Genomic DNA, 22,278 nt, shown 5'->3' on the forward strand with positions numbered 1-22,278 from the left:
ATAGCGCGGCTCCTGGGAGCGAGGATAGAGTCCACTGTTTAGAGCTTAGGGATTATCTGTGAAAAACTCGCTTAATTAAGCTTGCACAGGCGTTTTCCGCCATGTTCGACCTTGAATAGTCGTGTGGAATTGCCAATTAGCTACGGTTTCTGGATAATCGCCCCGATAGTGACCGCCTCGGCTTTCTGCTCGTAATAAGGCACTTTCCAGAATTAAGTCGGCGATGTCTAAAAGATTTAATGTCTCGATCGCTATTCTTATCTCTAACTGCACCGAGGGACACAAGAATAATTGTCCTTTGTCGGGGAGAAGATTCTGGAGAAATTGGCCCATCTTCAAGGATTGTAACTGTTGTTTCCAATGTTGCACCCGTAGGATAGCAGCTTCTAACTCATTTTGACATCGGCAAATCCCCGCATTTTCCCACATTAAAATCGGTAATTCCCTCCGTACTTTTTGCCAGTATTCCTGTTCTTCCTGCCAGTTTTCCGCAATTTCTAAGGGTTTTTCGGGTCTTTCCCCCAGAAAGTTTTCTGGCTCCAGACCTATTGCAGCTAAACTTGCCGCAAAGACAATACATTCCAAGAGAGAATTACTAGCTAAACGATTAGCCCCGTGAACACCTGTACTAGCGGCTTCGCCGATCGCATACAAACCAGATAGAGAAGTGCGGGCGTTTAAATCGGTAGCCACTCCTCCCATCCAATAGTGAGCGGCGGGGGCGACCGGAATCACATCCTCAAGCACATTAATGCCCCATTTTTGACAGATGCGGATAATATTGGGGAAACGATAACGCAGACGCTCCGGTTCGATTGGTCTTAAATCTAGATATACTTTGGCATGGGCGGGATCGTCGGAGGTTTTTTGCAAATGGCTAAAAATCGCCCGACTTACCACATCCCGGGGAGCCAATTCTCCGGCCGGATGGTAATCGAAGGCAAAACGCCGCCCCAGATCATCAATTAAATGCGCTCCTTCGCCCCGCACCGCCTCACTAATTAAAAACCTCGGCGCCCCCGGCACAGTCAAAGCGGTGGGATGAAACTGAAAAAATTCTGGGTCGCAAATCACTGCCCCAGCACGCCAAGCGAGGGCGACTCCATCCCCCGTGCTAACGGCGGGATTAGTGGTTTGGGCATAGACTTGACCACCGCCTCCCGTAGCCAGAATGACTGCTTGCGCTCGCAGCCAACAGAGATGATCTTGATGGAGTAAACAAATACCTTGACAGCGTTGCCCTTCCGGGTCAAGCCAGAGTTTCAGCGCAATCGCTTGGGGAATAATGGTAATATTGGGGCGCTCGACTACTTTTTCCATCAGGGTACTGACGATCGCTCTCCCCGTGCGATCAGCCGCGTGCAGCACCCGGGCCCGGGAATGGGCAGCCTCAAGAGTGCGGGCTAAGTCGTCTCCAGAGCGATCAAAACTAACCCCCAACCGCAGCAAATCAGCGATCGCTTGGGGGGCCTTCTCCACTAAAAACTGCACAGCATAGCGATCGCATAAGCCCGCTCCAGCTTTCAGGGTATCTTCTAAATGGAAAACGGGGGAATCTGCCGGGGACGTGGCTGCCGCAATTCCTCCCTGCGCCCAATCACTAGCCCCAGTTTTTAAATCTTCTTTGGTAATTAAACCCACCTTTAAGTTAGGGGGTAAACACAGTGCGGCATACAATCCCGCCGCTCCCGATCCCACCACTAACACATCTTGATAACTCGGCAGTTGCGAGGAAACGACCATGTAGGAGTTAATTGATAAATTCTATTTATTCTAGCATTTCATTTCTCTATAGTTCTGGCAAAAATCGCCAGTCTTTCCCTTGGGGCAGTATGCCAGATTCTTTCTTTTGCCTCTTGCCTTCGGAAGCTGATCACTGAAAAAGGTGAGCGATCGCCCACCTAGGAATTTTTTTTTAACCGCAATTAACTGGATTTAGTAAACTCCGGGGTTAAAACGGTCATCACCCTCGATAAATTCTTTAGAAGGCTCAGTAACGGTGAATTTCTCCAGATTAGCCTGTAAACGCTCTTTTTGAGTGTCCGAGAGTCCGGGGATATTGAGGACATCTTCCACTTCTTCGTAGGGGGCGTTTTTGATGATTTTACCAGCTAAATTGGGATAGAACCCTCTCAAGTCCCGGAAATCGCGAATATCACTGTTATTGAGGTCGATTTTCGCCCCAAATTCTGTGGTTAGTTTGGCATCAGCCGCATTTAAGACCGCCACAGGATGAGAAGGAAGGGCGATCGAGGTGAGATTGAGAGCTTGAGCGGGAACTTTGCCCCAAAAACTCCCGATAATCAAGGCAATTACCGCCAGCAGACGAACAAGATTCTTCATTGCAGTTGTGGTCTCCTAAAACCAAGGCAAATTAACGATCAGGACAAGAAATTAAGCCGTCAGCTTTCCGACTAGGCATAGGGTGGGTAGTTGGGATTTGCCACCGCAGCCTAGCTATTAGCTGAACGCTGATAGCTAGTTAAAAAAGTTATATCATGCCATTAGACCAGATCATAACCTAGTTTGCCCCCCTAGGGGAAGGGTTTTGCGGTTTTGGGGTTTGATCACAAAGAACAAGTTGGTTAGGACAATCTAAATCGCTAAAATCAGCTTCTGGCAAGGATTTTCCTGATGCCATCTGGCTGCTGCTACAGTTGAATTTCCCTATTTCCCTATCTCCCCACTTCCCCCATTTCCTCATTCCCCTATCCCCTAACCCAATTATTATAAATCCCTAAAATTATCAATGACGAACAGCACTCCTATGGCATCATAAACTGTTGCTTGTCTTGAAATACATAATAAGGAAGACACAATTATGGCTCTCCAATTGGGTGATATCGTTCCAGATTTTACACAAGATTCTAGTGAAGGTCCGATTTCTTTTCACCAGTGGGTAGGAGATAGCTGGGTAGTGCTGTTCTCGCACCCGGCTGATTACACCCCTGTTTGCACCACGGAATTAGGTACGGTGGCTAGTCTTAAGTCAGAATTTGAGCGACGTAATGTGAAAGTGATCGCTTTGAGTGTCGATAGTGCCGAATCCCATCGGGGTTGGATTAATGACATCAACGAAACTCAAAACACTACCGTTAACTATCCGATTATCGCCGATGGCGATCGCAAAGTTTCGGATCTCTACGGCATGATTCACCCCAATTCCCTCAATAATCTGACGGTACGTTCGGTGTTTATCATCGATCCCAACAAAAAATTACGTTTAACTATTACCTATCCTGCCAGCACGGGACGCAATTTTAACGAGATCCTGCGCGTAATCGACTCCCTGCAGCTCACCGATAACTATCAAGTGGCTACCCCGGCTAACTGGACTGACGGCGGCGATTGTGTGGTAGTCCCCTCTATTCCCACTGAAGAAGCTCGCAGCAAATTTCCCAAAGGGGTTGAAGAAATCAAACCCTATCTACGCATGACTCCCCAACCTAATAAGTAATTAGTGATTGCTAATCGGTGAACCAGAGCCCGGAAAACTGGCAATCCGAAAACCATAAAGTCGTCAGGGAGGGTTAGCCATCCGTTATAACGGGTGGTCGCCCTGGCAACAGGGGATTGATCCCCTCCTATCATTTATTGGTTTGATTGTCAATATATTTTTTGATAGTTTCCCTAGATGTGTTAGCGGCAGTAGTGCCGAAAAGCAATTTCTTGGCTGGGTTAAAGACAATTCATCGACATCTATCTTAAACATAAGTTAAATTAATATTTAATAAAAATCGGCTTAAGACTAAAAAAACAACCAACATCATCGCTCCAAATGCTTAGTGGTGGCTAGTTTGACTAGATTGTAGAGGGATGAAATTATCTAGAGATCGAGCAAGAATGCTCAAGAATTCTGGGTTAAATATATAAGTAAATTTTATTTTAAGTTTATTTAAGACTGTCATTACTAATGCAAGGCTGAGTCGGGGAGATTTTCCCGTAGTATCAAAAATGAAACTCGTTCGCATTGTTCAATCTGACGACGAGCGAGAGGCAATTGTAGAGACTGCCGCTTTCACTAGCATTTAATTAAGAGGAACAACCGATGGCAACCTATGAAGTCACCCTGAAAACACCCGATGGAGAGAAGACAATTGATGTTCAAGATGATGAGTACATTCTTGATGCAGCTGAAGAGCAAGGACTGGACTTACCCTATTCCTGCCGCGCGGGAGCTTGCTCCACCTGTGCCGGTAAACTTGTATCTGGTAAAGTCGATCAATCCGATCAATCCTTCCTCGATGACGATCAAATTGAAGCTGGTTTCATCCTTACCTGTGTCACCTATCCCAGATCTAACTGTGTGATCGAAACCCACCAAGAAGAAAGTATATAGGTAGCCGAGGGACGAGGACTGGACTTACCTTATTGCTGCCGTGCGGGAGCCTGCTCCACCGCTGCCGGTAAACTTTTATCTGGTCAAGTCGATCAATCTGATCAGTCCTTCCTCGATGACGATCAAATTGAAGAGGGTTTCATCCTTACCTGTGTCACCTATGCCAGAGCTAACTGTGGGCGCGAAACCCACCAAGAAGAAGCTCTGGCCTAATCTCTCTCAAGATTATCAGAAAACTCCCGTTACAGCCATGGCTGTAACGGGAGTTATTTTATGGCTTAAGAATTTTTTTCCCTAAACACTTGTGTGTTTTAGCTAAGGGTGCTACGATTAATAATCGTGGAATTAATGGGTCGGTGCCCGAGTGGTTAATGGGGGCGGACTGTAAATCCGTTGGCTACGCCTACGCTGGTTCGAATCCGGCCCGGCCCACCACGATCAATGCCCGTGTAGCTCAGTGGTAGAGCACACCCTTGGTAAGGGTGAGGTCATGAGTTCAATCCTCATCACGGGCTTTCTCTGACCTGCTCATTCTCAATCAGCCGTTGAAGAATGAGATTGAGTAAGTCTTCAGCACTATGGCGTTAACAGAAGTTATCCCCTAGCCCAATTAGGCATCGATCGCTTAAAATAGTCAAAATTAACTTATTTGTTGGCTCATGTCTCCCCCCGACAACGTCGCTAAACTGTCTCACCTCACCCGCACAGATGTCCAGAAAAATTGGTGGATCGTTACAGCAGCTGGAAAACCAATTCAACCCGTCACCCTCAATGAAAAACAATACATTATTTGGCCCGCCGGCAGACAAATTCAATATCTAACTCAAAAAATTATTGTCCCCGAACATTTAGCCGGTTATCCTGTAGCGGGAATGGAACTGAGATTAATCTTAACTTGGTGGGCGGAAGATGTCAAAATTTATGTTAATAATCAATTTATCCAAGCAGGAGACCTCTTTGATTCTTCCACCCGCATTTTACTTTCTAACTCGGTCTCTACCGGTCAAGAAATTCTTGTTACCCTCCGTTTAGTCAGTCCCAATCATGATATTGGTGGTTTGATGAAATCGGAGTTAATCTATGAACATAGCCAAGCGATCGATCCCAGTTTTGTTGCCGATGAATTAACCATTCTCCATAATTATCTACAAACTTTTTACCCTGAAAACTTAGCAGCTTTTACCGCTACTCTCGATAATATTGACTGGGATAATGTCACCAACAAAGATAAATTTAATCGCTCCCTAGAATCAATTCGTCAATCCCTGCAACCCCTAGCTCAACCTCTCAAAGAACGAACTTTTCATCTTCTCGGCCACGCACATTTAGATCTGGCTTGGTTGTGGCCATTGGCAGAAACTTGGCAAGTGGCAAAAAACACTTTTATCTCGGTTTTAAACCTGCAAAAAGATTTTCCTGCCCTCGTATTTGGTCATTCTAGCCCCCTAATTTACGAATGGATAGAAAAACATCATCCCGACCTGTTTCAAGCAATTATAGAGGCATACAAAGGGCAATCCTGGGAACTTTTGGGCGGGATGTGGGTAGAACCAGAAGTCAATTTAATCTCCGGGGAATCCCTATTTCGACAGCTGCTTTATGGACAACAATACTTTCAAGCAAAATTTGGACAAATCACCAAAACTGCTTGGCTGCCAGATACCTTTGGTTTTCCCTACCAATTGCCGCAAATTCTTAAATCCTTTGGCATCAAATATTTTGTAACCGGGAAACTACATTGGAATGATACGACTAAATTTCCCCACGGTTTTTTCTGGTGGCAATCTCCCGATGGCAGTAAAATTCTTTCCCTCATGTCTCCTCCCAATGTTGCCGGAGTTATGGATACTAACCCAATTATTATGACCGATCATGCTCTCAATTGGGAACGGCAAACTGGCTTAAAAGATATTTTTTGGCTGCCCGGTGTTGGCGACCATGGCGGCGGTCCGACTCGTGATATGTTAGAGGTGGCCCAACGTTGGCAAAAATCTCCTTTTTTCCCCCAGCTAAAATTTAGCCAAGCAACAACTTATCTGGACAGTCTGGAGACGAGTAATCTTCCTATCTGGGATGATGAATTATATCTAGAATTCCATCGGGGTTGTTATACTACCCACGCTGACCAAAAAGACTATAATCGTTACTGTGAAATCCTCTTGTATCAAGGAGAATTATGGTCTTCTCTGGCTAATATCTTACTAGAGATTCCCTATCCGCAAGTCGAGATAGAATCGGCATGGAAAAAGGTTTTATTAAATCAGTTTCACGATATACTTCCAGGTACTTCGATCCCAGAAGTGTTTAGGGATGCCAATCAGTTATGGCGGCAAGTTATCGCCACGGGTGAGACAATTTTAGATCAAGCTTTACAGGCAATTGCCAATCAAATTAATTTACCTAATCCCCCCCATCTCCAAGCAAAACCTTTTCTAGTTTTTAATTCTCTTAACTGGGAAAGATCCCAGGTTGTCTCTTTAGCTATAGAATCTGTCAATTGTTCGGTTTATGACTGGAATAATTGTCTCTGTCCTTCGCAATTATCCCACGACAATCAGCTATTATTTCTCGCTAAAAATATTCCTTCTGTGGGTTATAAGTTATTTTGGTTAGTTGCCAATCAGCCAGCAGCCGAGCAAAATTTAACCAACTGCCAATTTATTTTAGACAATGGACTGCTTAAAGTTACCATTAACTCGGAAACGGGGGATATAGATAGTATATTCGATATAATTAATCAAAGAGAAATCCTGCAAGCTGCTGGTAATCAATTACAGGCATTTAAAGATCAAGGACAATATTGGGACGCTTGGAATATCGATCCGAATTATCAACAATATCCCTTACCTAAAACAGTATTAAAATCGATCGAATGCTTAGAATGTGGTCCCTTGCGCTGGCAGATTCGCGTGATCAGAAGTTTAGCTGATTCGGAGTTTTGCCAAGATTATATCTTAGAAAAAAATTCTCCTATTCTCCAGATTAAAACTATTGTTAATTGGCAGCAAGAACATACTTTAGTAAAAACCGCCTTTCCTCTCAGCCTCAACAGCGATTTTACCACCTATGAAATTGCCTGTGGTGCGATCAAACGTTCCCACCGACCAGAATCGCCAAAATGGGAAGTTTACGGGCATAAATGGGCAGATTTAAGCGATACAGAGGCAAACTATGGGGTGAGTGTTTTAAATAATAATAAATATGGCTATGATGCTACTAACTGGCAACTGCGATTAACTCTCTTGAGAAGTCCCCGCTGGCCCGATCCCGAGGCGGATCTGGGGAAACAAGAATTTACCTATGCAATATATCCTCACCCAGGTAACTGGAAAACGGCGAAAACTGTCCATCACGCTTGGCAGTTAAACTCACCTGTCAACGTTATTTTTATTACTAACTCTTCCCGATCAAACCGGTTGCCACCAGTGGCACAATGGTTAAAATTCTCGGCCGATAACTTAATTTTAATGAGTTTCAAACCAAGTGAAACAGATGATCGGGGTTGGGTAATGCGCGTCTATGAATGTCAGGGAGAAAACGCTGTAATTGATTGGCAAAATCAATTACAATTAACAATAAAAGAATCGATCGATGGTTTAGAAAGAGCGATCGATCCCGTTGAGCAGCTTTCTGCTTGGCAGATAGCTACATGGTTATTAAAGAATTAATCTTCGTGATCTTCAAAAGGATCGCTCAATTCTGCTGCCGGCGGTCCAAAAGCAGTATAAAGAGCTAAAGCGGTAATCCCCACCAAAGCGGCAGCGATCGAAATACCCAAAATTGTTGCAGTTTCCATAGAATAAAATTTGCTTAGATACAGTCTGTATCTTATCTTAACAATATTTAACCGATCTCGCCGCCGATAACGATCGCTAATCTGGCCGGTTGCATTGCTGTTATCTCATGCCCGATAATGCTGAAAGGATCGACTAAATAGCGATCGAACTAAACTAGAAGAATTATTATGAAGAAACTCCTACAGGGACTAGAAAGGTTCCAGAGTGGTTATTTTGATGAACATCGGCAATTATTTGAGCAACTCTCCCACGGACAAAAACCGAGAATCCTCTTTATTACCTGTTCCGATTCCAGGATCGATCCTAACCTAATTACCCAAGCGGAGGTGGGGGAATTGTTCGTAATTCGTAATGCGGGAAATATAATTCCTCCCTACGGAGCAACCAATGGTGGTGAGGGTGCATCTATAGAATATGCTATCAACGCTCTCGGCATCGAGCAAGTGATTATCTGTGGTCACTCCCATTGTGGAGCGATGAAAGGTTTGTTAAAATTGCAGAGTCTGGCCGATGAAATGCCTTTAGTTTACGATTGGTTAAAGCAAGCAGAAGCTACTCGACGTTTAGTTAAGGATAATTACAAAGAATTAGAAGGAGAAGAACTGATCGAGGTGACAGTAGCAGAAAATGTTCTCAATCAGTTAAGTAATTTGCAAAGCTATCCAATTATTCGTTCCCGATTACATCAGGGTAAATTATCTCTACACGGTTGGATTTTTCGGATTGAAACCGGTGAAATTTTAGCCTACGATCCCATGCTACACGATTTTGTCGCTCCCCATAGTAAAATTACCCATCCCGAAGCAGCAGACAATTTACCCTCTAGTCGTCACCTTCCCAATAGTCATCCCTTCAAGATTTCTGAGGACTATATCAGGACTCATGCGGACGTAAAAAAAGCGACTCCCGCGGTTAATACTGTGGCGAAAAAGAATGGCTCCTCGACCCAAAAACCGGGCTATAATTATTTAGACCCCTCCCAAGCTGATCGCATTTATCGCGGATCGAGAAGTTAATTAGGGATTAGAGAAATTCTCTCTAGAGTGGCAGTTAATGGCAAGACCCTAATCCTGGACAATCAGCCTGATATCTGGTGACAGCATCGGCAAATCAGCAACGCTCATTGTTAGGAAAGCGCCTAGCTATTGCTTTTTGCTCAAAAAATATGGTATGATAGAAAATTGTCAGTTTTACGAAAGCCGATGAAAACGGAAGAGATTATCAAATCAATCGAAGCCGAGTATCTCAAGAGCGATCTGCCCATTATCCATGTCGGTGACACGGTACGGGTAGGGGTGCGGATCGTTGAAGGAGATAAAGAGCGGATTCAGCCCTACGAGGGTATTGTCATCGCCAAACGCCATGGCGGTATCAACGAAACGATTACAGTACGCAAAGTCTTCCAGGGTGTGGGGGTAGAAAGAGTCTTCCTGCTCCACTCGCCGCGGGTTGCCAGTATCAAGATCATCCGTCGTGGTAAAGTACGTCGGGCGAAACTCTACTACCTGCGCGATCGGGTTGGCAAAGCCACCAGAGTCCAGGAACGTTTCGATCGCCCTCTCTAGAAATTTTCCGGCGACAGCCTAACCAAGAAAGTTGCTTAATCGCCAACAACTACGCTATAATAAATAAAGGCTTTAAAAAAGCCAAATAGTTTAGCGAATGGGCGCTCTTAGTTCAGTTGGTAGAACGCAGGTCTCCAAAACCTGATGTCGGGGGTTCAAGTCCTCCAGGGCGCGTTTGGTAATCACCAAGCCGATAACTGCAAAGGACATGATCTAAATGTCTGGGGGTTGGTGTGGGTTGTCCGGTGAAAATGATAAGTTAAGGATAGCTTGAGTATCATTTTAAGGAGTAGCGATCGTGGCCAAAAAAGAAACCCTAGAAAAAGACGCGAGCGACAAGAAAGAGGGAACCTCTTTTCAGGTCAACGAATTCGTCAATGAAACCAAAGAAGAACTCGCCAAAGTCGTCTGGCCTTCCCGTCAGCAACTGTTGAGTGAATCGGCGGCGGTGATGTTAATGGTGACTTTAGTAGCCACTCTCATCTATCTGATCGATAAATTCTTTGCCTGGGGTGCGGGGAAGGTGTTCCCATGAATCTAGAAGAAGAGCAGTTTCCCGAAGAACTCAATCTTAGCGACCTACCGAAAAAACCCCGTTGGTATGCCGTGCAGGTGGCTTCCGGTTGTGAGAAACGGGTCAAAGCCAATTTGGAACAGCGCATCCACACCCTCGATGTGGCCGATCGCATTCTGCAAGTCCAGATTCCCCAAGCGGCCACCGTCAAAGTCCGCAAGGATGGTTCACGGCAACACGGCGAGGAAAAAGTCTTCCCCGGTTATGTGCTGATCAGGATGATCATGGATGATGACGCTTGGCAGGTGGTAAAAAACACCCCCCATGTGATCAACTTTGTTGGGGCCGAACAAAAACGGCACTATGGACGCGGCCGCGGTCACGTCACGCCGCTACCCTTGAGTATGTCAGAAGTTGATCGCATCTTCAAACAAGCTCAGATTCAAGAACCAGTCGTCAAAATCGATTTTGAAGTTGGCGATCAAATCTTGGTCCTATCCGGTCCATTTAAGGACTTTGAAGGGGAAGTGATCGAAGTTAGTCCCGAGCGCGGCAAACTCAAGGCCCTGCTCTCCATTTTTGGTCGGGATACCCCGGTCGAATTGGAATTTAATCAAGTCGAAAAACAAAACTAAATCATGGCTAAAAAAGTCGTCGCAATTATTAAACTAGCTTTACCTGCTGGTAAGGCTAACCCCGCTCCTCCGGTCGGTCCTGCTTTGGGTCAACACGGGGTAAATATTATGGCGTTTTGTAAAGATTACAACGCTAAAACCGCCGATCAGGCCGGGATGATTATCCCTGTGGAAATCTCCGTTTTTGAGGATCGTAGTTTTACCTTTGTCCTCAAAACTCCCCCCGCTTCCGTTCTCATCCGCAAAGCGGCCGGTGTGGAAAGAGGTTCCAACGAACCCAACAAAAAATTTGTCGCCACCATTACCCGCGACCAATTACGCGAAATCGCCCAAACTAAAATGCCCGATCTTAACGCTAACGACATCGAAGCGGCCATGAATATTGTGGCGGGAACGGCCAGAAATATGGGTGTCAAGATCTCAGACTAAATTTTATTACGGGGAGAAGCCCAGCTTCATTATTACCCAAGGAGCAACAAATCAGATGGCAAAAAAAGTTTCACGACGTTTGCGAGATGCCCAGGCTAAGGTAGAAAATAAAGCCTACGAGCCATTAGAGGCACTGACATTATTAAAGGAATTAGCGACGGCGAAATTCGACGAAACCGCCGAAGCTCATATTCGTTTAGGTATCGATCCTAAATATACCGACCAACAACTGCGGACAACGGTAAGTTTACCCAAAGGAACCGGACGCACGGTGCGAGTAGCGGTGATTACTCGCGGGGAAAAGGTACAGGAAGCGAACAACGCCGGGGCCGATATGGTTGGTTCGGAAGAATTAATCGAAGAAATCGCCAAGGGGATGATGGATTTCGAGGTGTTAATCGCCACCCCCGATATGATGCCGAAAGTGGCTAAATTAGGTCGTCAACTCGGTCCACGGGGTTTAATGCCCTCACCGAAAGGGGGAACCGTAACCACGGATTTAACGGGGGCAATCTCTGAGTTTAAAGCAGGTAAATTGGAATTCCGGGCCGATCGCACCGGGATCGTTCACGTTCAATTTGGCAAAGCTTCTTTTAGTGCCGAGGATCTGTTAGTCAATTTGAAGGCTTTACAGGAAACGGTGGACAGAAACCGTCCTTCCGGGGCCAAGGGGCGTTACTGGCGCACAGTTTACGTTTCTTCCTCCATGGGGCCATCGATTCAAGTGGATATTAGCACCCTGCGGGATCTGAAATTAGCAGAAGGTTAATGACAGTTATTTTTCTTTGAAAAAGCCTCCAAGTAATTGGGGGCTTTTTTTGGGGATTTTATCTATTCTAAGATCATTGATTTTCATTTTTGGGTTCTTCTATAATCAATACAGCATGATATTGTCCTTCTTTTAAATTTGAGGGAACTTGTACGGTTAATTGACCTTCGTTGTTAACGAATGCTTCAACTTCAATGGTTTTCATGTTAACATATCTCTCTTCATTTTCTGCTATAATTTTAACGCTAGAAGTATCCTTATCTGCTAAAGACTGAGCATACTTTCCTCTGACTGCACTTTTTAAATGAGACTCTGTTAAAACCTGAGAATAATCATCTAACATTTCATCATCTTTGAGGGGATCATTGATTACTTTGTTCGTAGATTTTTCTTTCATGTTTAGTTACTCTCCTGGCACTAATGATTCTGATGTGTCCTTGTCTTTCAGTATGAACAACTAAAAGCAAGCGGTTTTGACTAGAATAACCAATTGTAAAAAAACGATCTTCTAAGATTGAATGAGTGGGATCATCTAAAGTCAAAGAATAGGTATCCTCAAAGACAGTTTTAGCCTCATTAAAAGAAATATCGTGTTTTCTCAGATTTATCTTAGCTTTCTCTTCATCCCATTCAAAATTAGCCGCCACCATCTCGATTATAGACAATAAATAAAATAAAGTGGTATAAAAATCGCCCGCCTTACTATGGTAAACCTTATCCTTTCGGGATCGCTCTATGATTAGCAACAGGATTAGAACAAAAGAAACAAAAACAATATCCTTAAGTAGGTAAGTACCTAAGCAAAATTAATTACACACATCTAACCACCTCTTGCCTCTTGCCTTTTGCCTTTTGCCTTTCTTCACTAGGAAATTTATTTTGCACGACTACTTAGGCGTTAAAAATTATCAGACACCCCCCTTATCAAGGGTAGGGTTGATTCATGAATCAACCCTACCTTATCAAGGAGAGCAGGGGGGATCGAACCTAAAATCAATTTTTAATTTAATTATAACCAGTTACTTATGCTTGATTCAGATTGGGAAACCACAAAAGCACGAAGAACCACCAAAGACGACCCAGAGAAGAACGAACTGAACAATTAATGAATGCTTGTTTCCCTAATCTTTCTGGTGCAATTGATTGGGAATGCTGGGCCGATCGCACCTGGATCTCAATTTGCTAAAACTTCCAAAGGCCGCCAAGTTAATGTCGGTGTTTTTTTAGCTTGATCGCCCGATTGATATAGAATCAAAAGGCTACACTCAAGATTAATCGCTTGAATTATTCTCTTGTATCTGTTCCTAAAGCCAGCGTGTGGATTGTAGATTCCCCTAATACCCGTATTTTAGCCCCCTGTGCGATCGCTCTTGGTAACTTTGATGGTTTGCACCTAGGTCATCAAACCGTCCTACAGCCAATTTTTCGGGATGGCCCCGCTTATCCCACCGTTGTTAGTTTTACTCCCCACCCGCGGGAATTTTTTACGGGAGAAAAATGGCAATTATTAACTCCTCTAGGGGAAAAGGTGGAGGTTTTAGAGAATTTAGGCGTTAAACAATTAGTTTTACTGCCTTTCTCTGCTCAATTAGCTTCCCTGACACCCTTGGCTTTTGTCGAACAGATTTTAGTAGAAAAATTACAGGCTAAATCGATCAGTGTTGGTCAAGATTTTCGCTTCGGTTATCGTCGTCAAGGTACAGCCGAAGATTTATTACAGATCGCCTCCCAATTTAATATTAAAGTCGAGATTGTTGCTTTAAAAAACTGTGAGGGGGGTCGGATTAGTAGTTCCCTAATTCGTCAAGCTTTGGCCGCGGGAAACGTTGAGCAAGCCGGACAAATGTTAGGTCGTCCTTACAGTTTAACTGGTCGCGTGGTCATCGGGCAACAACTAGGCAGAACATTAGGTTTTCATACCGCTAATCTACAGGTTCCCCCCGATAAATTATTGCCGCGATTGGGGGTTTATTGCGGTTGGGTGACTCTCGATGGTTCTCGCTTACCGGCAGTTATGAATATCGGTTATCGTCCCACGATCGAGGGAAAAACTATCAGTGTGGAAATCCATTTATTGGATTGGTCGGGCTATATATATGATCGCATTTTAACGATGGATTTAGTGCAATTCCTGCGACCGGAACAGAAATTTAATTCTCTCGATCAATTAAAAAATCAGATCGAGATAGACTGCGATCGCTCTCGATTAATTCTAACTTCTGTAACTGACAATTCCTAATATTTTTGGTATTCTCTTTCCACTTTACCCACCGCTTTTAATAAAGGAGAATCGAGGGAATCGATCCAATCAGCTACTTCTCGCGCTAATCCTAGGGTAACAATGCCTTGAGACGGTGGTAATTGACCAGCTAACGCCTGACTTTTGATGGTTTTCAGAACAGAAATTAAACCCTCAATCCGAGTCGATATTTCTGTTTCCCGCATCTGTTCGGCCACGGTAATAGCTTGGTCAATCGATTGAACTAATTCCCTCATGTTCGTTTTCATAATATTCTAGCGACAGGAAAGAGATGTAACGGTTATTGCTCGTCCCTCTCCCCATTGTATATTGACATCTCGCGAGTCTTTAATAAAAGTTTGCTGACCACCACCGGGATAACAATCAGCTGGATTCTGGGGGGCAACAATTCCTTGATAAACCGTTGTTCCCGCCGGTAAAGTCACCGATACTACTTTGGTCGCTTGATTGGGAGGATTCCACTTTTGATCGAGGGCTAAATTTCTGATCACCTCCACATTCGTGGTATATTGATCCGTGGTCAGAAAACGACCTTTTTTGCTATTTTCGTCACTATAATAACGGAAAAAAGTCTGGGGTTTTTCTAGGGTAACTGCCTGACATTCACTATTGCGAAAAGTGATGGCAATATCTGGAGGAAGAGGACAGGAAGGTGCTTGATCTTGAGCCAATATTTTCCGAGAATTGAAAGTCAAATTTTCGGGTAAACTATTGGTTAATGTACTGGCAGCGATTCCTAAAACAAGACTAAAAACGAGCGAACTAGCTTTCATCTTCACTGATTAAGAGAAATTCTTCTCGATTTTACCGTACTGAACCGACTTAAAATCTTGATTTCGCCCACTGGCAACAATTCTTAACTAATTTTCTCTATGCTCGCCACCCTAACCCCGATTAGCTCCCTAGCAGAAAATTTCCCGCCCTTGTCTGTCAACTTTCCTCCCTAGTTTGGGCAAATTAGGAAAAGAATCGTTAAGATCAAAAAAAATTAACATTAATCTTCTTGACAAAATACCCCCTTTGTACTATGAGAGACGCTATTGATATTTTGATGGAAAATTTGAGCCAGAGCATCGTCGGCAAAACCGAATCGATTCGCATGGTGCTGGTGGCTTTGCTCAGTGGTGGCCACGCTCTCCTGGAAGATGTACCCGGAGTCGGCAAAACCCTGTTAGCCAAATCCTTAGCGCGTTCAATTAACGGTCGTTTCCAACGGGTACAATGCACCCCTGACCTCCTCCCTAGTGATATCACGGGAACCACGATTTGGAACCCCAACAGTCGCGAATTTGAATTTATCCCCGGCCCCGCTTTTGCCAACGTCCTGCTGGCCGATGAAATCAACCGGGCCACCCCGCGCACCCAATCGGCACTTCTAGAAGTCATGGAAGAAAAACAAGTTACCGTCGATGGAGAAGCGCGGCCGGTCCCCCAACCCTTCTTTGTTATCGCCACCCAAAATCCAGTCGAATATCAAGGCACTTTTCCGCTTCCAGAAGCACAAATGGACCGTTTTGCCATTTGCCTGAGTTTGGGTTATCCCAGCGCAGCAGAAGAATTAAAAATGTTACAAAGACAGCATTCTCAAGAGGCGGTTAAATCCCTAGAAGCTTGTATTTCCTTAGAACAGGTGGGAGAATTGCAAAGATTAGTCAGTCTGGTCAAGGTAGCTCCTGCTTTACAGCAATATATCGTCGATTTAGTCCGCGCTACCCGTGATCATGAAGATATTAGTTTAGGAGTCAGTCCCCGGGGTTGTGTGGTTTTGCAAAAAGCAGTTCAAGCTTACGCTTTCCTCGAAGGTCGCGATTATGCTATCCCCGATGATGTTAAGTTTATCACTCCCTACGTCTTCTGCCATCGTCTGATTCCTAGTCACGGTCGTCAAGCTAAAGCTATCGTAGAAAGACTTCTGCAATCGGTGGCGATCGAGGATCGCGTCTGTGCCTGAACTACTTTAAACCCCTAGCGGGGGAATAACAACGACTAGCAATTAAACCCAAAACTAACCACCAGAGGGTACTAACTTGGGGACGATACCAAACCGTATCAAAAAAACCGTGGGCAAGAATTCCAGCCATAGCGGCAATTGCCCCGATTAACCAAAAGCCTTGACTATCCATTTTATCGCGTAAAAGTTTAATTTGATGGATGCCTTGGCCGATAGTCGTGACTAATAACCAGAGGAAACAGGTAAAACCAATGATTCCCGTTTCTACCATGATTTCTAATAGCACAGAATAGGCGCTTAAAGCCGTATATTTCGGCTTCATGAATAGGGGGTAAATTTTCTTAAAAGCATCATTACCCGGTCCGATGCCCAAAAGCGGATAAGTTTGAATCATGCGGATAACTGCATCCCAAACATTAATCCGAAAGTTATTACTACTATCTTCCCGGCCAGCAAAAATACTCATCACCCGAATTCGCAGCGGCTCCACCAATAAAATCGCCCCTAAAACCACCACGGCTAAACCCCCTAAAACTAAGGGTAAAAGCCATGTTTGCCAAAATAACGGTAGATAATTTTTGAACCAATAAAATAATAGCAATAAGAAGACGATTCCTAAGACCATCAAACCAATCCAACCGCCACGACTCTCGGTAAAAAATAAACAAGCGCCATTGGCTAAAGTTAATAAAGCCGCTAAAATTTTCGGTAGCCATCCCTGCCACACAAACAAGGCTGCACCGCTAAAAGCAATACCGGGTAATAAATAACTAGCTAATAAATTAGGATTACCGAGATAACTATAAACCCTAGTATCCCCCGCTAATTCGGAAGTGGGATCGTTCCACGTTGCTAACTGTTCCGCACCAAAAATTTGCTGGCGAATGCCGTAAACGCTCACTGCTAAGGCGGTTAAAACTAAAGTAGTCAGAATCCAATTTGTTAGGCGTGGTGAGCGCATAATTCTGGCAGTAAAGGCAAAAAAGATGAGATTGAGAGTTAATTTAATTAATCCTTCCAAAGCTGCGGTTTTAACGGGAGAAAAAGCCGTGGAAACCGTGGCAATTCCCCAGTATAAAAGCACTAAAATATGAATCGGTGTCACCCCGATTTTGCCTTCATCCACAAGGGTTAAGAGTAGCCAATAACCCGCTATTGCTAACAATAAAAAACCGATTTGACTGGTGGAGAAAAACGGCGCAGTGGCGATAAGGAGAGAGATTAACAGCGCACCCATCAGTTCTGTCCACTCCACAAATCGGCTACCCTGTCGCCATTGACTAAAAAGGCCGACGAAACGATGCAGATAGCTATATTTTGACCAAGAAGCGGGGGAAAAGTTCAGTAGGGTGATTTGTTTCCAAAAAGCATTCATAGGGTTTTTAGTTGCGGTTGTCACTGGCAAACCTTGATTAAGATACCGATTGTATCTTAATTGTTGACTCTTGGGAGCCAAAAGAGTTTCAGTCTGGTGTCTTAGGGCAGCTTCACACAGTCAAAACCCGATAGCATAACCAGTCTAAGTATGGGGTGAACGTAAAGCTTGACCTAAACGAGTTAAGCCTTGGGAACAGTCAAAACGATCGAGATGTACTTCAATAAATGATAGGCGATCGATGTTACCCTGGGCAATCGATAAAGCCTTTTCTAATTCCCCTTCTGTCCTGACTTGACAACTCCAACTTTCCCCGTTAAATACTGCTGGTAATTGGTGATATTTCCACGGTTGTAGATCATTATAAATATTATCCTGAATTACCCGCTCGATCGTGTAACCATCGTTATTAATTAAAAAGATAATTGGATTGAGATGATGACGGATAATTGTCGAAAGTTCTTGGGCGGTCATTTGAAAAGCACCATCACCCACAAAGACGATAGGACGGGTATTGGGGGCGGCACAAGCTACTCCTAAACAGGCGGGAATTGAATAACCAATGGATAGATAAAATGCCTGACCAATAAAGTCGGTTTGTTGGGGCATTAATAAATCAATTGTGGCAATAATTGCGTCCCCCGTATCAGAAATAACAAAAGATTCTTGAGCTATAAAATGATTCATTCGCTCATAGAAACGAGCATTAGTTAGTTTTTGCTCTGGCACGGGTAGGAATTCTAAATACTTCAATTCGGCCGCGGGTCTAATATCTAGTGTAGCTGCTTCTTTGTGACTTAGCTTATTAATTAGCCCATCGATAAAATCCCCTAGAAACACCGGTTGATAGAAGTGATGTTTAATTTTTACTTTCTCGGAATTGGCATTAATCAAATTATTGGGATTTAAATTAGCCGTAAATCCGCCTAAATTCATATCGGACATGATCGCCCCTAAACAGAGGACACAATCGGCATTTTCCACCCGTTTATTAACGTATTCGCGACTTAATGCTCCCACATAAGTGCCGATAAATTGCGGCTGCATTTCCGAAATTGACGACTTACCTAAAATAGTGGTGGCCAAGGGATAACCCGTTACCTCTAAAAGTTTCAGTAACTTATCTTGGAGTTTAAACCGATGGAATTCTACCCCCGCTAAAATAATTGGTTTTTCCGCTTTTTCTAATAAAAAAAACGACTCTTCAACGGCTTCTTGTAAAGCGGCGGCATCTGTGAGATTATCCGGTAAATAAATTGGCTTTTCCGAGGGGATATAGGGACGATAGACCATATCCCGGGGAATTTCGATATACACGGGACGTTTGTGATGCAAACAAGCAGCTAAAGTTTGCTCGATTTGACTGGCAGCTTGGGCGGAATTAGTGAGAATAACTGAAGCAGCCGTGACTTTTTCCATGATGGAAAATTGCAGATTATAATCGCCCGTGGTGTGGTGTAATAATAAATTATCCCGGCGAATCGAGCGATCGGAAGCCCCACTAATTACCACCAGGGGAACTCTTTCTGCGTAAGCACCGACCACAGCATTAACGAGGCTAAATCCCCCAACACCGTAGGTGACACAGACAGCACCCATCCCTTTGACTCGCGCATAGGCATCGGCGGCATAACCTGCGTTAAGCTCATTACAGGTGCAAACTAATTCGATCGGACTTTCCACCAAAACATCCATCAAATCGAGGACATAATCCCCTGGCACCCCAAAAATATGATTAACCCCTAAACTATGGAGACACTGGAATAAATATTCGCCGATCGTGATCATAGCAATTTTCTCCTGGTGTGTTGGCATATTCAGGCCGATCATAACGATTTTTTTCAAAATAGGCTAATGTTCAGTAATGAACTAGAAAGTAAAAATCAGCAGACTTTAATTAAGTAGCTGTTTGCAATTAAATAGAAGATAGGTTTTGCACTCGATCCCCCCTGCCCCCCTTAATAAGAGGGTGCCGACAGGCGGGGGTATCTTAGAGTTTTTTCCGCAGACCCTAATTATATCTAGGCGATGGTGATCAATGCTATAGTATAAAATCTGGGGGTTTTCTCTTGGGTGTAAAAAAATATCTGGGACACTTTTTCAGATATAATTTTTACAGGAGATTCCCTAAAACTTTCGACTTAACTAAGGCTGACTGTTAATGATTTTTACTGAATTAGTTTTGCAAAATTTCGGTCCCTACGCCGGTCGTCAAGTGATTAATTTACGTCCCGAAAAAGATAATAATCCCTGTCCAATTATCCTTTTAGGAGGCATGAATGGCGGCGGCAAAACTACTTTAATGGATGCGATTCGTTTGGCTTTGTACGGTGCGCGGGCCAAGTGTTCTACTCGCAATAATTTAAGTTATGCCGAGTTTCTCAGTCAAGCAGTTAATCATCAAGCTTCCCTCATCGATCAAGCGAGAATTGAACTGGCTTTTGAACATCTAGTTAATGAACAATGGCGACAATATCGTATCGTTAGATACTGGACAAAACAGCCCAAAGATGGTAAGGATACCCTCGGTATTTTAGATGAAGATTGGCCCGATCCTGCCTTAGCTAATACTTGGGATGAATATATTGAAACTTTATTACCTTTGGGTATTTCTAACCTGTTTTTATTTGATGGGGAACAGGTCAAAGAATTGGCAGAACAGGATGTACCTCCTGACAGTGTTAAGGATTCGATGCAGACTTTATTAGGGTTAGAATTAGCGGAAAGATTAGCCGTTGATCTTGATATTTTAGCTAGTCGCAAGCGCCGGTTATTAGCGGCAGAGAATGAACTGGCAACTATTGAAGCAATCGAGAAAAAATTAGCCCAGTACCAAGAGGATTTAGAATTGGCTCGGCAAGAGATGGAAACTCAACAAAAAAATTTAGATGTGGTTAGAAATGATTTTGATGCAGTCTCGGATAAATTTCGCATTGATGGTGGAAAAATTGCCGCCGAAAGAAGTCAATTGGAGAGCAGAAAAAAGGATTTAGATAAAAAGTTAGATAACCAGAGAGAATATTTAGGTCAATTAGCAGGGGAACTTTTACCATTAAAGTTAATTTTTCCTCTCCTAGAAGCCGCTAAAATTCAGGGAGAAAAAGAGCTACAATTTCAATCAGCTAAAGTCGCTCAATCGGTTTTAGAATCCAGAGATAAAAAGTTACTTGCTTATTTAGAAAAACTGAATTTAACTTTAGAACAATTAGAGAATATTAGAGAATTTTTACAGCAAGAAAATCAGTTTTTAGCCGAGGATAGCAATTCTTTGACCGCTCCTTACTTAGATTTAGACGAGGAGGCGATCCAGTTATTAAATCGAGTCTTAACCCATCAATTACCGGCACAAATTAACCTCGCTCATCAAACGATGGAACAATTAAGAAATCTGGAAGCTGACTTAGATAATTTAGAGCGAGAATTAGCAGTAGCAGCCTCTCCCGAAGAATATGAAACCCTGAGTAATAACTTAAAAACCGCTCAGAAAAACTATCTAAATGCTCAAGCGGAATACGAGCAAAGCCACAAAAATTATGAGGAAATCAAAAAGAAAATTGAGAAAACTAAAAAAGAATTATTTGCCTATAGTGAGAAAGCTTTAGAATCCCAAAGTAACGAACATATCGTCAATGCTATTGTCAAAGCACAGCAAACTTTAAAAGTATTTAAAGAACGCTTAACTTTAAAAAAATTAAATAGATTAGAGGGAGAAGTGGCGGAATGTTTTCGTTATTTATTGCATAAGTCCGATCTGGTGCAGAAAATAGCGATCGATGCTGATACTTTTGGTCTATCTCTCTTTGGTCCCGATGGACAAAATGTGCCTAAACACCGTCTTTCTGCCGGAGAAAAACAACTATTAGCGATCGCTTTTTTGTGGGGATTAGCGCGAGTCTCCGGACGAGATTTACCCATCGCTATCGATACACCCCTGGGACGTTTAGATTCTTCCCATCGCCATAATTTAGTTGAACGTTATTTTCCCGCTGCTTCCTCTCAAGTTATCCTCCTTTCCACCGATACAGAAATTGGACAAAATGAGCTACTCTTATTAGAAGAACAGGAAGTAATCGCCCGAAAATACCTGCTAGAATACAATTCCCAACAACGTCAAACCACTATTCACCCCGATCGCTACTTTTGGTAAGATTATGACTGAGATAAATTCCCAAGAAATTCTCCCCCAATTAACTTGAGACATCGGGCCTTACTTTCGATTTTATCGCTCAATCCAAGCTTTTGGGGGGTTCTACCCCCCAACCCCCCCGTTGGGGGCGTGGCGCCGCCCCCAAACCCCCCGCGCATTAGTTTTTCGGTGGGATGCTTACACGCGGCTGCTGATACATCTGTAATAATTTAAGAGTTACTGATAATTGCCGATTGTCGTTATTTCTGCAAATTTGAGATCCACTCATCAGTTATCATTTATCAGTTATCAGATGCGAGTTATCAGTTCACTGATTACTGTTTACTGGACGGCTACGCCGTGCCTTTGGCAACACTGAAAAAAAACGGCTCTTCTCGACTTTGTGTGATAATTTTTGCTTATGGAATCGTGAAATGCTTACTAGGCAACACTTTTAGGACTATTTTATGGAAAAACCCATCAGTATAGACCTCATTTCCACACAGAAACCAGAAGGC

Annotated in this window: 22 protein-coding genes, 3 tRNA genes and 1 pseudogene; 17 read left to right on the top strand and 9 right to left on the bottom strand. The window is 43.6% G+C overall.

All coding sequences use genetic code 11. The annotated features are described in order from the left end of the window. Nucleotides 1-75: 75 nt before the first annotated feature. Entirely contained in the window at nucleotides 76-1,743 is a 1,668-nt protein-coding gene (gene nadB / locus MICAI_RS10205; protein WP_008201288.1) for an L-aspartate oxidase, read from the bottom strand. Nucleotides 1,744-1,935: 192 nt separating this feature from the next. Continuing rightward, on the bottom strand, nucleotides 1,936-2,343 hold the full coding sequence (psbU, locus tag MICAI_RS10210; protein WP_002754370.1) for a photosystem II complex extrinsic protein PsbU: 408 nt from the start codon (nucleotides 2,341-2,343) through the stop codon (nucleotides 1,936-1,938). 478 nt (nucleotides 2,344-2,821) lie between these two features. Between psbU and MICAI_RS10215 the strand changes: the two genes are divergently transcribed. The 7 genes and pseudogenes from MICAI_RS10215 (at nucleotide 2,822) to MICAI_RS10235 (ending at nucleotide 8,007) form a co-directional block, all read left to right on the top strand. Then, nucleotides 2,822-3,457 carry a peroxiredoxin gene (locus MICAI_RS10215; protein ID WP_002761158.1) on the top strand — a complete coding sequence of 212 codons (636 nt, stop codon included), beginning with the start codon at nucleotides 2,822-2,824 and terminating at the stop codon, nucleotides 3,455-3,457. Between the two features lie 591 nt (nucleotides 3,458-4,048). Beyond that, nucleotides 4,049-4,339: a 2Fe-2S iron-sulfur cluster-binding protein gene (locus tag MICAI_RS10220; protein WP_008201292.1), complete on the top strand. Its 291-nt coding sequence runs from the start codon at nucleotides 4,049-4,051 to the stop codon at nucleotides 4,337-4,339. Nucleotides 4,340-4,351: 12 nt separating this feature from the next. After that, nucleotides 4,352-4,552 (top strand): annotated as a pseudogene (locus tag MICAI_RS23715) (2Fe-2S iron-sulfur cluster-binding protein); the annotation flags it as partial. Continuing rightward, complete coding sequence (locus MICAI_RS25865; protein ID WP_157221746.1) at nucleotides 4,500-4,637, top strand: hypothetical protein; 138 nt, start codon at nucleotides 4,500-4,502, stop codon at nucleotides 4,635-4,637. The pseudogene MICAI_RS23715 and the gene MICAI_RS25865, both read left to right, overlap by 53 nt. Before the next feature lie 52 nt (nucleotides 4,638-4,689). After that, nucleotides 4,690-4,774: transfer RNA gene (locus MICAI_RS10225), tRNA-Tyr, on the top strand. Between the two features lie 8 nt (nucleotides 4,775-4,782). Then, a tRNA-Thr gene (locus MICAI_RS10230) sits at nucleotides 4,783-4,854 on the top strand. Between the two features lie 144 nt (nucleotides 4,855-4,998). Beyond that, nucleotides 4,999-8,007: an alpha-mannosidase gene (locus MICAI_RS10235; protein ID WP_008201296.1), complete on the top strand. Its 3,009-nt coding sequence runs from the start codon at nucleotides 4,999-5,001 to the stop codon at nucleotides 8,005-8,007. Here the strand turns inward: MICAI_RS10235 and psbN are convergent. Next, on the bottom strand, nucleotides 8,004-8,135 hold the full coding sequence (psbN, locus tag MICAI_RS10240; protein WP_002761150.1) for a photosystem II reaction center protein PsbN: 132 nt from the start codon (nucleotides 8,133-8,135) through the stop codon (nucleotides 8,004-8,006). The two genes, MICAI_RS10235 and psbN, sit on opposite strands and share 4 nt — an antisense overlap. Before the next feature lie 168 nt (nucleotides 8,136-8,303). On the opposite strand from psbN, the gene MICAI_RS10245 reads away from it, so the two are divergent. The 7 genes from MICAI_RS10245 to rplA all read left to right on the top strand — a co-directional run bounded on the left by MICAI_RS10245 (nucleotide 8,304) and on the right by rplA (nucleotide 12,048). Further along, nucleotides 8,304-9,152, top strand: a complete 849-nt coding sequence (locus MICAI_RS10245; protein ID WP_008201298.1) for a carbonic anhydrase — start codon at nucleotides 8,304-8,306, stop codon at nucleotides 9,150-9,152. A gap of 186 nt (nucleotides 9,153-9,338) precedes the next feature. Beyond that, nucleotides 9,339-9,701 (top strand): 50S ribosomal protein L19, encoded by a 363-nt coding sequence (rplS, locus tag MICAI_RS10250; protein WP_004160235.1) that lies wholly within the window; start codon nucleotides 9,339-9,341, stop codon nucleotides 9,699-9,701. 101 nt (nucleotides 9,702-9,802) lie between these two features. Next, nucleotides 9,803-9,875 (top strand) — tRNA-Trp (locus MICAI_RS10255). Between the two features lie 124 nt (nucleotides 9,876-9,999). Then, nucleotides 10,000-10,236 carry a preprotein translocase subunit SecE gene (secE, locus tag MICAI_RS10260; RefSeq protein WP_008201301.1) on the top strand — a complete coding sequence of 79 codons (237 nt, stop codon included), beginning with the start codon at nucleotides 10,000-10,002 and terminating at the stop codon, nucleotides 10,234-10,236. Continuing rightward, nucleotides 10,233-10,850 carry a transcription termination/antitermination protein NusG gene (gene nusG / locus MICAI_RS10265; protein WP_008201303.1) on the top strand — a complete coding sequence of 206 codons (618 nt, stop codon included), beginning with the start codon at nucleotides 10,233-10,235 and terminating at the stop codon, nucleotides 10,848-10,850. Before secE ends, nusG begins: the two co-directional genes overlap by 4 nt. Nucleotides 10,851-10,853: 3 nt before the next feature. Further along, complete coding sequence (rplK, locus tag MICAI_RS10270) at nucleotides 10,854-11,279, top strand: 50S ribosomal protein L11 (RefSeq protein ID WP_002735897.1); 426 nt, start codon at nucleotides 10,854-10,856, stop codon at nucleotides 11,277-11,279. Between the two features lie 55 nt (nucleotides 11,280-11,334). Continuing rightward, complete coding sequence (gene rplA / locus MICAI_RS10275) at nucleotides 11,335-12,048, top strand: 50S ribosomal protein L1 (RefSeq protein ID WP_008201305.1); 714 nt, start codon at nucleotides 11,335-11,337, stop codon at nucleotides 12,046-12,048. Between the two features lie 73 nt (nucleotides 12,049-12,121). Here rplA and MICAI_RS10280 read toward each other — a convergent pair whose 3' ends face one another. Continuing rightward, a complete protein-coding gene (locus MICAI_RS10280; RefSeq protein WP_008201307.1) occupies nucleotides 12,122-12,445 on the bottom strand; it encodes a hypothetical protein in 324 nt (107 codons plus the stop codon). Then, a complete protein-coding gene (locus MICAI_RS10285) occupies nucleotides 12,411-12,698 on the bottom strand; it encodes a BrnT family toxin (RefSeq protein WP_008201309.1) in 288 nt (95 codons plus the stop codon). Before MICAI_RS10285 ends, MICAI_RS10280 begins: the two co-directional genes overlap by 35 nt. A 665-nt stretch (nucleotides 12,699-13,363) precedes the next feature. On the opposite strand from MICAI_RS10285, the gene MICAI_RS10290 reads away from it, so the two are divergent. Beyond that, nucleotides 13,364-14,287: a bifunctional riboflavin kinase/FAD synthetase gene (locus tag MICAI_RS10290; RefSeq protein ID WP_008201310.1), complete on the top strand. Its 924-nt coding sequence runs from the start codon at nucleotides 13,364-13,366 to the stop codon at nucleotides 14,285-14,287. Here MICAI_RS10290 and MICAI_RS10295 read toward each other — a convergent pair. Both MICAI_RS10295 and MICAI_RS10300 read right to left on the bottom strand, forming a co-directional pair. Then, the gene (locus MICAI_RS10295) at nucleotides 14,284-14,556 is read right to left on the bottom strand and encodes a hypothetical protein (protein WP_008201312.1); all 273 of its coding nucleotides are present in this window, start codon (nucleotides 14,554-14,556) and stop codon (nucleotides 14,284-14,286) included. The genes MICAI_RS10290 and MICAI_RS10295 overlap by 4 nt on opposite strands. Before the next feature lie 6 nt (nucleotides 14,557-14,562). Then, nucleotides 14,563-15,081, bottom strand: a complete 519-nt coding sequence (locus tag MICAI_RS10300) for a hypothetical protein (protein WP_008201315.1) — start codon at nucleotides 15,079-15,081, stop codon at nucleotides 14,563-14,565. A 254-nt stretch (nucleotides 15,082-15,335) separates the two neighbouring features. On the opposite strand from MICAI_RS10300, the gene MICAI_RS10305 reads away from it, so the two are divergent. Continuing rightward, complete coding sequence (locus MICAI_RS10305; RefSeq protein ID WP_008201317.1) at nucleotides 15,336-16,259, top strand: AAA family ATPase; 924 nt, start codon at nucleotides 15,336-15,338, stop codon at nucleotides 16,257-16,259. 1 nt (nucleotide 16,260) lies between these two features. Here the strand turns inward: MICAI_RS10305 and MICAI_RS10310 are convergent, their stop codons facing one another. Together MICAI_RS10310 and MICAI_RS10315 are read right to left on the bottom strand one after the other, a co-directional pair. Next, nucleotides 16,261-17,634: an IctB family putative bicarbonate transporter gene (locus MICAI_RS10310; RefSeq protein WP_039899970.1), complete on the bottom strand. Its 1,374-nt coding sequence runs from the start codon at nucleotides 17,632-17,634 to the stop codon at nucleotides 16,261-16,263. Between the two features lie 144 nt (nucleotides 17,635-17,778). Then, nucleotides 17,779-19,422, bottom strand: a complete 1,644-nt coding sequence (locus MICAI_RS10315) for an alpha-keto acid decarboxylase family protein (RefSeq protein ID WP_008201321.1) — start codon at nucleotides 19,420-19,422, stop codon at nucleotides 17,779-17,781. A gap of 373 nt (nucleotides 19,423-19,795) precedes the next feature. Here MICAI_RS10315 and dndD point away from each other — a divergent pair, with 373 nt between their 5' ends. Continuing rightward, nucleotides 19,796-21,781, top strand: a complete 1,986-nt coding sequence (dndD, locus tag MICAI_RS10320; protein WP_008201323.1) for a DNA sulfur modification protein DndD — start codon at nucleotides 19,796-19,798, stop codon at nucleotides 21,779-21,781. Nucleotides 21,782-22,278: the final 497 nt, after the last annotated feature.

Source organism: Microcystis sp. T1-4, assembly GCF_000297435.1.
Lineage (GTDB): Bacteria > Cyanobacteriota > Cyanobacteriia > Cyanobacteriales > Microcystaceae > Microcystis.

What these genes read in the sequence shown, in the direction of transcription:
- nadB (WP_008201288.1), bottom strand. Translation starts at nt 1,743, where the DNA reads ATGGTCGTTTCCTCGCAACTGCCGAGTTATCAAGATGTGTTAGTGGTG.
- psbU (WP_002754370.1), bottom strand. Translation starts at nt 2,343, where the DNA reads ATGAAGAATCTTGTTCGTCTGCTGGCGGTAATTGCCTTGATTATCGGG.
- MICAI_RS10215 (WP_002761158.1), top strand. Translation starts at nt 2,822, where the DNA reads ATGGCTCTCCAATTGGGTGATATCGTTCCAGATTTTACACAAGATTCT.
- MICAI_RS10220 (WP_008201292.1), top strand. Translation starts at nt 4,049, where the DNA reads ATGGCAACCTATGAAGTCACCCTGAAAACACCCGATGGAGAGAAGACA.
- MICAI_RS25865 (WP_157221746.1), top strand. Translation starts at nt 4,500, where the DNA reads ATGCCAGAGCTAACTGTGGGCGCGAAACCCACCAAGAAGAAGCTCTGG.
- MICAI_RS10235 (WP_008201296.1), top strand. Translation starts at nt 4,999, where the DNA reads ATGTCTCCCCCCGACAACGTCGCTAAACTGTCTCACCTCACCCGCACA.
- psbN (WP_002761150.1), bottom strand. Translation starts at nt 8,135, where the DNA reads ATGGAAACTGCAACAATTTTGGGTATTTCGATCGCTGCCGCTTTGGTG.
- MICAI_RS10245 (WP_008201298.1), top strand. Translation starts at nt 8,304, where the DNA reads ATGAAGAAACTCCTACAGGGACTAGAAAGGTTCCAGAGTGGTTATTTT.
- rplS (WP_004160235.1), top strand. Translation starts at nt 9,339, where the DNA reads ATGAAAACGGAAGAGATTATCAAATCAATCGAAGCCGAGTATCTCAAG.
- nusG (WP_008201303.1), top strand. Translation starts at nt 10,233, where the DNA reads ATGAATCTAGAAGAAGAGCAGTTTCCCGAAGAACTCAATCTTAGCGAC.
- rplK (WP_002735897.1), top strand. Translation starts at nt 10,854, where the DNA reads ATGGCTAAAAAAGTCGTCGCAATTATTAAACTAGCTTTACCTGCTGGT.
- rplA (WP_008201305.1), top strand. Translation starts at nt 11,335, where the DNA reads ATGGCAAAAAAAGTTTCACGACGTTTGCGAGATGCCCAGGCTAAGGTA.
- MICAI_RS10280 (WP_008201307.1), bottom strand. Translation starts at nt 12,445, where the DNA reads ATGAAAGAAAAATCTACGAACAAAGTAATCAATGATCCCCTCAAAGAT.
- MICAI_RS10285 (WP_008201309.1), bottom strand. Translation starts at nt 12,698, where the DNA reads ATGGTGGCGGCTAATTTTGAATGGGATGAAGAGAAAGCTAAGATAAAT.
- MICAI_RS10295 (WP_008201312.1), bottom strand. Translation starts at nt 14,556, where the DNA reads ATGAAAACGAACATGAGGGAATTAGTTCAATCGATTGACCAAGCTATT.
- MICAI_RS10300 (WP_008201315.1), bottom strand. Translation starts at nt 15,081, where the DNA reads ATGAAAGCTAGTTCGCTCGTTTTTAGTCTTGTTTTAGGAATCGCTGCC.
- MICAI_RS10305 (WP_008201317.1), top strand. Translation starts at nt 15,336, where the DNA reads ATGAGAGACGCTATTGATATTTTGATGGAAAATTTGAGCCAGAGCATC.
- MICAI_RS10310 (WP_039899970.1), bottom strand. Translation starts at nt 17,634, where the DNA reads ATGAATGCTTTTTGGAAACAAATCACCCTACTGAACTTTTCCCCCGCT.
- MICAI_RS10315 (WP_008201321.1), bottom strand. Translation starts at nt 19,422, where the DNA reads ATGATCACGATCGGCGAATATTTATTCCAGTGTCTCCATAGTTTAGGG.
- dndD (WP_008201323.1), top strand. Translation starts at nt 19,796, where the DNA reads ATGATTTTTACTGAATTAGTTTTGCAAAATTTCGGTCCCTACGCCGGT.